Origin of the sequence: Flavobacterium sp., assembly GCF_013822155.1 — a bacterium.
GTDB lineage: Bacteria > Bacteroidota > Bacteroidia > Flavobacteriales > Flavobacteriaceae > Flavobacterium.
Map to the genome: position 1 here is coordinate 17,456 of NZ_PNJW01000042.1, position 10,175 is coordinate 27,630.

General features: G+C 32.0%; 8 protein-coding genes. 2 read left to right on the plus strand and 6 right to left on the minus strand.

What is annotated here, in order from left to right:
• Positions 1-29 precede the first annotated feature (29 nt).
• Entirely contained in the window at positions 30-1,112 is a 1,083-nt protein-coding gene (locus C0512_RS10750) for an N-acetylmuramoyl-L-alanine amidase (RefSeq protein WP_367160901.1), read from the minus strand.
• Positions 1,113-1,290: 178 nt separating this feature from the next.
• On the opposite strand from C0512_RS10750, the gene C0512_RS10755 reads away from it, so the two are divergent.
• Together C0512_RS10755 and C0512_RS10760 are read left to right on the plus strand one after the other, a co-directional pair.
• On the plus strand, positions 1,291-4,011 hold the full coding sequence (locus C0512_RS10755; protein ID WP_290861416.1) for a putative LPS assembly protein LptD: 2,721 nt from the start codon (positions 1,291-1,293) through the stop codon (positions 4,009-4,011).
• Between the two features lie 36 nt (positions 4,012-4,047).
• Positions 4,048-4,434: a RidA family protein gene (locus C0512_RS10760; protein ID WP_290861418.1), complete on the plus strand. Its 387-nt coding sequence runs from the start codon at positions 4,048-4,050 to the stop codon at positions 4,432-4,434.
• Here the strand turns inward: C0512_RS10760 and C0512_RS10765 are convergent.
• The 5 genes from C0512_RS10765 to C0512_RS10785 form a co-directional block, all read right to left on the minus strand.
• Positions 4,431-4,802 (minus strand): methylglyoxal synthase, encoded by a 372-nt coding sequence (locus C0512_RS10765; RefSeq protein WP_290861420.1) that lies wholly within the window; start codon positions 4,800-4,802, stop codon positions 4,431-4,433. The genes C0512_RS10760 and C0512_RS10765 overlap by 4 nt on opposite strands.
• Positions 4,803-4,885: 83 nt before the next feature.
• On the minus strand, positions 4,886-5,737 hold the full coding sequence (locus tag C0512_RS10770; protein ID WP_290861422.1) for a BadF/BadG/BcrA/BcrD ATPase family protein: 852 nt from the start codon (positions 5,735-5,737) through the stop codon (positions 4,886-4,888).
• 68 nt (positions 5,738-5,805) lie between these two features.
• Positions 5,806-6,813: a type I glyceraldehyde-3-phosphate dehydrogenase gene (gene gap, locus C0512_RS10775; protein ID WP_290861424.1), complete on the minus strand. Its 1,008-nt coding sequence runs from the start codon at positions 6,811-6,813 to the stop codon at positions 5,806-5,808.
• Between the two features lie 39 nt (positions 6,814-6,852).
• Positions 6,853-7,839 (minus strand): 6-phosphofructokinase, encoded by a 987-nt coding sequence (gene pfkA, locus C0512_RS10780; protein ID WP_290861426.1) that lies wholly within the window; start codon positions 7,837-7,839, stop codon positions 6,853-6,855.
• 153 nt (positions 7,840-7,992) lie between these two features.
• Positions 7,993-10,175, minus strand: a 2,183-nt coding sequence (locus C0512_RS10785) for a translocation/assembly module TamB domain-containing protein (protein WP_290861428.1), incomplete at its 5' end; no start/stop codon positions are given.

A 10,175-nucleotide genomic window follows, 5' to 3' on the forward strand; every position in this document is an offset into this window, starting at 1 on the left:
AGTTTTTAGCAAATTTAAGATAAAAAAATTTAATTGGCTTTTAATGCTTCTTGAATGCTAATTTTATTCCCATTTTTAAAGGCAACAATAAAAGAAGATTCATATCCTTTGTTTTTTGCTTCCGATAGATATTTCTTAGCTTCGTCATAGTTAGAGGTTTGAGAAAAATAATATTTATACAAACCCTTTTCGTCGACAACTGAAACTGGAGATAATCCATTAAAATTCTGTGGAACTAAATCTAGTTTTTTTCCACTGGCTGATATTTGTATTTTAAAAGTAATTCCTTTACTGTCCGGGATAGGCTCATTAGTAATAACTTCCTTTGGTTTTTCAACTTCTTTGGTATTGCTTTTATTTTGAACAACTGGAGTATCTTTCTCTACTTTTTCATCTGTCACTTTACTTGGTTTTTCATCAATAATAACATTGGTGCCTCCAAAATATTCTTTTTTATAATTCAAAATAGCATCTGAAATACCTTTGGCTAATTCTTCCTGACCTTTATCAGAATTTAGATATTCTCCTTCAGGCTTATAAGATAAAAAACCTAATTCGGTTAATATACTAGGCATAGAGGTTTGATTCAATACTAAAAACGGGCCTTGTTTTACACCTCTGTTTTTTCTGTCTAATTTATTAGTAAATTCATTTTGAATTTTAGTGGAAAGTGTTATGCTTTGGTCTAAATATTCTTCCTGCAAAAGCGTAATTCCAATAACACTTTCCGGTGAATTAGGATTATATCCTGCATATTTTAATTTATAATCACTCTCAAGTGTAATAACAGCATTCTCCTTTTTAGCTACTTCTAAGTTGGAAGCATTTTTGGTTAAACCCATCACAAATGTTTCTGTTCCAAAAGCATCGCCTTTTGGTGAAGCATTACAGTGAATTGACAAGAAAATATTTGCATTCGCTCTGTTAGCTATTCTCGCACGTTCCATCAATTCAATAAAAACATCGGTATTTCGAGTATAAATTACCTGAATATCATTGTACTTTTCTAAATTTCTGCCAACTTTCAAGGCTACTTTTAAAGCAATATTTTTTTCTATGAAACCATAATAGTTAGCACCAAAATCTTTTCCGCCATGACCAGGGTCCAACACAACTTTAAATTTTGTATTTGTCTGGGAAAATAAATTTACTGTTGATAGTAATAGAACAGCAAAAAAGATAAATTTGAATTTATTTAAAAAGTACATCATTGTAAAAGTTAATTTAATTAAAACTCTAGGTTTTAAATTTTATTATTTACTTATTTTTGACCGAAAATTATATGTAAGTTTGGCACTCCAAAAATCAAGCCATAATTTTACAAAAATAGCATTAAAACATTTGCGGACAAACTTATTTCATATCGTTTTATCAGCATTTTTCCTAACAATTGGATTTCCAAAAGTTAGTGCACAGGAATTGCAAAATAAAACCTTAAAGGTTGAAGCCCAAAAACCAGTTGATAGCCTGATTATCAACAATGAAGATTTTTTTCAGATTAAAGATACCGTTATTAACGATTCTTTACAGCCTAACAAGAAAAAACCACTTTTAGAAGATAAAATTAAATATAAAGCTGATAAATACACCAAAATTGATCAAAAACAGAAATTAATCACTTTATACGACAAAGCTGAACTTTATTATCAGGATATTGAACTGAAAGCCGGAATTATAATCATGAACTATGAAAAAAATGAAGTTTATGCCGGTAGAATTAAAGATTCAAGTGGAGTTTATACGCAAATTCCTGTTTTTAAACAAGGTTCAAATGTGGTAGAACCGGATTCCATTCGATTTAATTTTAAAACTCAAAAAGCTCTTATTTGGAATTCCAGAACAGAACAAGGAGAATTTAGAGTTAAGGCAGAAATTTCAAAAAAAGAAAATGACTCAGTCTATTTTTTAAAAGGTGCCCGATTTACTACCTCAAAAGATATTGACAACCCTGAGTATTATTTTTATACAAATAAAATTAAGTTAGTTCCACGAAAAAAAGTAGTTACCGGTTTTACCAATATGGTTATTGCTAATGTGCCCACACCTATAGCAATTCCTTTCGCTTTTTTCCCAATGACGGAAGAAAGCAGTTCCGGGTTAATAATTCCTACTTTTCAAGATACCCGTAGTCAAGGTTATTCGTTACAAAATGGAGGCTATTATTTAGCTTTGAGTGACTATTATGATTTAGCTATTTTAGGAGATTATTATACTAATGGTAGTTGGGGATTGCGATTTCAAAGTAGTTATGCTTTAAAATATAGGTTCAATGGAAGTTTTAATCTTCGATTTGAAAACATTATACAAAGTGAACGTGGTTTTCCTGATTATTCAAAATCAAAAAATTACAATATTCAATGGTCTCATACGCAAGACGCAAAATCAAATCCAAACTCACGGTTTTCAGCATCTGTCAATTTAGGAAGTAGCAAGTATTTTCAACAATCACTAAATCAGATAAATGTTGGTTCAAATTTGGTAAACAATTTGAGTTCATCTGTTTCCTATTCTAAGACTTTCAATACGGTTCCGCAAGTAAATATGTCCCTATCTGCTACCCATAACCAAAATACAGGTACAGAAGAAATTAATATGACATTACCTACTTTACAAGCCAGTGTTGACCGTATTTTTCCATTTGCTTCAAAAGAAGGAGCAAAAAAAGGATTAATTAAAAACATCAATTTTCAATACAATTTAAGAGGTGAATACCGAATCAATACCTATGATTCATTGTTTTTTAAACCGGAAATGTTTAAAGAAGCAAAAACCGGAATGCAACACTCCATCCCGTTGAGCACAAACTTTAAAATTTTTAAACATTTTAGTGTTTCTGCTAATGCAAATTATAATGAAGTTTGGACTTTAAAAACGATTAATAAAGCCTTTGATGAGGAATTAAATAAAGTGGTTACTAATGAAGTTAGTGGTTTTGATTCCTATAGAACTTACTCTTTTGGATCAAATTTAGGAACAACAATTTACGGAACATTTAATTTTGGTGAAGCAAAAAAGATTCAAGCTATCAGACATGTGATGCGACCTTCCGTTTCGTATAGTTACACTCCAAGTTTTGAAAAGTATTTTGATACCTATGCCATTGATGCCAGCGGAAAAATGGATGATTACACCCGGTTTGAAGGTGGAATTTTTGGTGAACCGTCCAATACATATTCCAATTTTGCAGGACTTTCATTAGGTAATACATTTGAAGCAAAAGTGACTGAAAAAGACAGTACCAAAACGGAACCCAAAAAGGTAATGTTGCTAAATCAATTGAACTTTTCAACCAGTTATAATTTAGCTTCTGATTCCTTACAATGGGCTCCTGTTAGAATGAGCGGAGGAACATTATTATTCAATAATAAAATGAACGTGAATTTTGCAGCAACTTTAGATCCTTATGCCATTAATGCTGCCGGAAGAAGAATTGATAAATTTAATATAGATAATGGCGGAAGTCTATTTAGAATGACCAGTGCCAATATGACTGCCAATTATTCCTTTTCAAGTCAAGGAAAAAAAGATACTAAAAAGAAGAATGTACAAGGTGCAAAAAACGGTGGCCGTGATGATGATTTATTTGGAACCAATACAGACTTAAGTGACCGAAGAGAAAGTCAATTTGATGATTCTGATGAGGAAGAAGAAGAATTCTCAGAATTCTATAATTCTAAAGCTCCATGGGATTTTACGTTAGCTTATTCGTTGACTTACAGCAACACAAATAGGGAAAGTACAATCTCCGGTAACTCTGTCATGTTTTCAGGAAATATTGATATTTCACCCCGATGGAAAGTTGGCGTATCGTCGGGATATGATTTTGTTCAAAAAGGCGTGACTTTTACTCAGTTTAGATTTGAAAGAGATTTGTTGAGCTGGCGAATGGACTTCAATTGGTCTCCCTATGGAGCAAATGCCTATTGGGGTTTTTACATCGGAATTAAATCCTCTGTGTTAAGTGATTTAAAATATGACAAACGCTCAATTCCAGATAAAACATTACGTTAATTTTCTTCCATAGAATTTAATTATCAATAAAAAGTTATGAAAAAAATTATTTTTACAGACAAAGCACCGGCTCCTATTGGACCCTATAATCAAGCTGTCTTAATTGGAAATACATTATATACTTCAGGACAAATTGCTCTAAACCCAAAAACGGGAGAATTAATTTTAGATGATATTGAAACGGAAACCAATCAAGTTATGCAAAACTTGAAAGCTGTTTTAGAAGCTACGGATATGACTTTTGAAAACGTAGTAAAAACTACAATTTTCATCATGAATATGGGAGATTTTGCAAAAATCAACTCGGTTTATGCAACGTATTTTAATGAAAAAACAGCTCCCGCAAGAGAAACTGTGCAAGTGGCAGCATTACCAAAATTTGTAAATATTGAGATTTCAATGATTGCCATCAAAGAAAATTAAACCGCGGTAATTCCTAATAGTAACAACTGGGCAGTTGCTTCATTTGTTGCTAATGGAACATTATGCACATCGCAAACTCGAATGAGCATGCTCACATCAGCCTCATGCGGATGACTGGACAACGGATCTTTAAAAAAAAGAACCATTTTTGTTTTACCTTCTGCTACTCTACCGGCAATTTGAGCATCACCACCTTGTGGACCGGAAAGCATTTTTTTTACTTTAAAACCAGCATTCTCAGCTTTACTTCCTGTTGTTCCCGTGGCTATTAGTTTTATATTTTCCTGCATCAAAATGGCTCTGTTTTTATTCAAAAACTGAACCATGTCTGCTTTTTTACCGTCATGAGCTATAATTGCTATTTCCATTTATTTTAACTACTAAGTTTTCAATAATTTTTTTGTAAAAGTCAAAAAAAAACCTGAATTTTTATTTTCAGGTTTATATTATATTATTTGTTTAAAACGTGATAAGCAATTAAACCATCAATTGGCCGTCTTAAAACGTTTCCGATTTTTATATCATATTTTGATAAGATTTCAGTCAATTCATCTTTAAGATAAAAAGCAATGGAGCCTACAAAATGAACCGGAACAGTTTTGCAATTTTCATATTGCATAATATAGTTTTTGACAAATTTAGTTAACTCTTTATAAATAATTTTTTTGCAAAACTCTTTTTCTTTATGCTTAATTATAAATTTGGCAAAAGTTGCTAAATAGGCATTCGGATTAGCTTCTTTATATAAATTAGCTTTAATATAGTCCGGTTCTACATTGTATTCTTCTTCAAATTCAACTGCTAACTCTTTTGGCATTTTATTAAAATAATAACCTCTAATTAAATGTCTTCCAAAACGATTTCCTGAACCGTCGTCCATGGCAATATACCCTAATGACTGTACTTTTTGATGTAAAATTTTACCATCAAAGTAACTGCAATTTGAACCAGTTCCTAAAATACAAACAATGGCTTCTTCGTCTTTAGGAGTCGTTGCATAAACAGCCGCATAAGTATCTTCATAAACTGCAACGGTAGCATTTGGAAAGTATTCTTGAAAAACTTCTGCGAGGTAATTTTTCATTCTATCTGTTCCGCATCCGGCTCCATAAAAATATAGATTTTTAGCTTTGGTTCTATTATGAGAAATATCAAATTTATCTTCTAAGCGGGCAATAACTTCTTCTTTATCTAACACTTCCGGGTTTAAGCCTAAAGTTTGAGTAGTAAAAAGCACTTTTCCGTTTTCGTCAATAGCAATCCAATCTGCTTTAGTTGAACCACCGTCTACTAATAATTTCATTAGGTTGAGTTTGTTTGATTATAAAAAAAGTCCCAATATATTAAATATAATGGGACTTTTTCTTAAAATTATAGTTTTGCGATATGTACAGATAAATCAATCATTTTGCTGGAATATCCATATTCATTATCATACCAAGACATGATTTTAAAGAAAGTTGAATTTAAACCAATACCTGCTTTAGCGTCAACAATTGAAGTTCTGGAATCTGAAACAAAATCTTGCGAAACAACATCATCTTCAGTATATCCTAAAATTCCTTTAAGTTCATTTTCAGAAGCTTTTTTCAAAACTGCCATTATTTCGTCATAAGTAGTTTCTTTGGCTAATTTAACCGTTAAATCTACTGCTGAAACATCGGCTGTTGGCACACGCATTGACATTCCGGTTAATTTTCCATTCAAATCAGGAATTACTTTTCCAACTGCTTTGGCAGCACCTGTAGAAGAAGGAATCATATTTAATAAAGCCGATCTACCACCACGGAAATCTTTTTTAGAAGGTCCGTCAACTGTTAATTGAGTTGCCGTTGTAGCATGAATAGTAGTCATTAAACCTTCAACAATTCCGAAATTATCATGAATTACTTTAGCTAATGGAGCTAAGCAATTTGTAGTACAAGATGCGTTTGAAACAATAGTATCTGATGCTTTAGCTTGTAAATGATTTACGCCCATTACAAACATTGGAGCGTCTGCTGAAGGAGCAGAAATTACCACTTTTTTAGCACCACCATCAATGTGAGCCTGAGCTGTTGCTAATGTTGTAAAAATTCCTGTACATTCTGCAACAACATCCACATCTACTTTTTCATCATCCCATTTAATTAATTTTGGGTCTCTTTCTGCTGTTACTCTGATAAACTTGTCGTTTACATATAATTGACCGTCTTTCACTTCAACTTTTCCGTTGAAACGACCATGAACTGAATCATATTTTAATAAATATGCCAAATGATCTACTTCAAGTAAATCATTAATTGCTACTACTTCAACATTATCTCTATTGTATGATTCTCTAAATACAATTCTACCAATTCTACCGAATCCATTGATTCCAATTTTAACTTTTGACATTTTAATTTTGTTTAATTACTATTATTATAAATTTATTTTTTAGACTGACATAATATCAGAAACTCTTAAAAGCTCTCTATCTATTCCGGAATGTCCTTTGATGGCTTGCTCTAATGGAGTCAATTCAATTTTATCATTATGCAAACCAACCATATATCCGGTTTTATTTTGTAATAAAGACTCAACAGCTTTTACTCCTAAACGAGAAGCTAAAACTCTATCAAAACAAGATGGTGCTCCGCCTCGTTGCATGTGACCTAAAACAGAAACCCGCACATCATATTCCTGCAGGTTTTGATCAATGTAATCTTTTAGTTCAAAAACGCTTTTACCAATTTTATCACCTTCAGCAATTACGACTATACTTGATGATTTACCGGAAAGCTTACTTCTTCGTAACGATTCCAATAAACGTTCTAGTCCCATATTTTCTTCCGGAATTAGAATTTCTTCTGCACCGGCACCAATTCCTGCATTTAAAGCGATATGTCCGGCATCTCTTCCCATTACCTCTACTAAAAATAAGCGATTATGCGAACTAGCTGTATCTCTTATTTTATCAATCGCTTCGACAACTGTATTAAGGGCTGTATCAAAACCTAATGTGTGACTTGTTCCAAAGATATCATTGTCAATCGTTCCCGGAATTCCCATAACCGGTATTCCATATTCTTTATTAAAAACTAAAGCTCCAGTAAAACTACCATCTCCACCTATAACAACTAATGCATCAACATTTTCTTTAACTAGATTTTCGTAGGCTAATTTCCGGCCTTCAGCAGTCATAAATTCTTTTGATCGGGCTGATTTTAAAATAGTACCACCTTTGTTTACAATATTGTGAACTGAACGTGGTCCCATGTCTTTAAAATCGCCTTCAATCATTCCTTGATAACCTCTGTAAATTCCGAGACATTCTACCTTGTAATAAGCACAAGTCCTAACAACTGAACGTATTGCTGCATTCATTCCGGGAGAATCACCCCCAGACGTAAGTACACCTATTTTTTTTATTGTTTTAATCATTTTATTATGTTTATAATGTAAAATTAACAAAGAAATGCGACTTTAAAGCGTGTGTTTTTGAGTATTTGATAATTTCTTCCAAAATCAATCGTTTTCGTTGATAAGTTTCTAATTTATCATAAAAAAAGATAAAATTCGGATTATAAATTTAGCTTACTCTTCCGGAACATTCTCAATAGGTGGCTCTGTTTTCTCCTTTTCGGTTTTTGGCTTTTCAGGGGAATTTTTCTTCGGTTCAGTGAAATTTATAAATTCAGGAGTATAATTTGAATCCGGAACTTCATCTTTAGGTTTATTTTCTTGCTCCAACTTATATTTTGCACTTCTGAAAACTTTATTATACAATTCATCAAAGGTATCAAAATCTACTTGGTAGGTTATCCCGATTCCTTGTGTATAACCGACACCCTCACCTATATAATTTATATCATTTTCCCTATTAAAAACTTTAAAATTAAGAGAACCATCATCATTGACACGGTAAAGCACTTCAAGGTCGCCAATCACAGCAGCTTGATTTACATCACCTACCGGAACACCAATCACACCATTTACCGAAATTCGTTCATTTATGTTAAATGAAGTAGAAACACTTACGTTTCCGTTTGTATCCCCATTTGGATTTTTTTCCGGTGCTACGTATCCAACTCCTATAGAAATTTTACTATCTGCATCAAAAAATAAATCATCAAAAACACCACTCATAGTTTGAAACATGTTATTGTATAAGGCATTTTGACCTACATTTGCTCCCTCATCACTCAAAAAACTATCGGTAGCCAATAAATATAAAGCTTGTGTTTGGCGTGTATCTTTATCGTCTAAAACGGTTTGAATTTCAGATTTTAAGGTTGAACTTACAGTAGGCAAGTTAATATTAAAATCAGGGTCAGGATTACTTATGGTTCCATTAATAAGAATTGCAACCTCCACAGGTACTTTTTGATTTACAGAAGAATTATTCATCAAAACAGCCGGATTAGCTCTTGTTTCATAAACTGCCTCTAGATTCAAACGAGCTCTTAGTGGATCACCTTCCCAAACAATATTTCCATTCTTTTTAACTTTAAATTTTTTACTGACCAATCCTCTGTATTTGAAATTATATTCCCCTTGATAAACCATAAAATCTCCATACATATTGAATTTTCCGAGCGTATTAATTTGCAAAAGTAAATTTCCTACACCTCTCCCTTTCATGTTGTGACCGGTCTCTTTATCTAATATAACTTCAATTTCTGCATTTTCATTTATATCTAAATCAAATTGCAGCTCTAATCCTGTGTAATCACGAATGGGTCTATTTAAATTACTGCTTAAATTAAATTTTTCTTCTTTTGTGATGAAATGAATAAAATTCTTTTCACCTACACCTTGCTCGTCTGAAATTGGTAATTTAATGAACGTTCCTTTTTCAGATTTTGCATTAACATCAATTAAGAGAGCTGTTGTAGGTCCGGTTATACTTGCTCTTCCGGAAATGAATGCTTTTCCATAATAGTAAGCATCTTCACTTTCCTCCGTATCAAGTACAACCATATAATCGGTATTAACATTGATATCTAATTTCCAATCTTTTAATTTGGAATGTCTGACATTTCCAAACAAAACTCCTTTAGTTTTATATTTTGAATCCGTAAGATTGATATTTCTCAATAAAAATTGTCTTTCTGTCAAATCAACAATGGCATTTTCTTCTAATTCATAATCAACATTTAAATATGGAACAGTTAAACCGGCTTTACTCAAAAACAAACGACCGTTCATTTCCGGATTTGACAAACTTCCTTGAAAATTTGCATTTCCTGATACTAAACCTCTGATGTTTGATATAACTTCACCCCCAATTGTACTGAATGCTCCGATATTAAATTTGTTTAACTTTAAATCCATATCCATTACATTCTCACCATTTAAATAGGACAAATTACCATCCAATTTAAAGCTTTCCATATTTTCATTTTCTAATGTAGAATTAACTTTAAATGAATTCATTTCATTATTACCGGTCACATTCAAAGCTAAATTTCCTAAAGGAATATTGTTTACACGCAATTCATCAATACTAATGGCTGCCAATGGTTCAATTAAATTGTTTTTTTGTTTGAATTTAATTTTACCATTCATATTTCCTGCCATCACAAAATTTTCGATTTCAGGAATAATTTTACCTATGTCAACTTGTGTAAAGTTTAGCTCTAAATCTTTATCTACTTTATTCGTAATTGTACCTAAAAAGTTAACTTTCTGAATATCATTTGTAAGTGAGAAATTATCAAATTCGAAATTTGTAAAATTTTTATCAAAAACTATTCTATTCGATTCATTATTCTCTT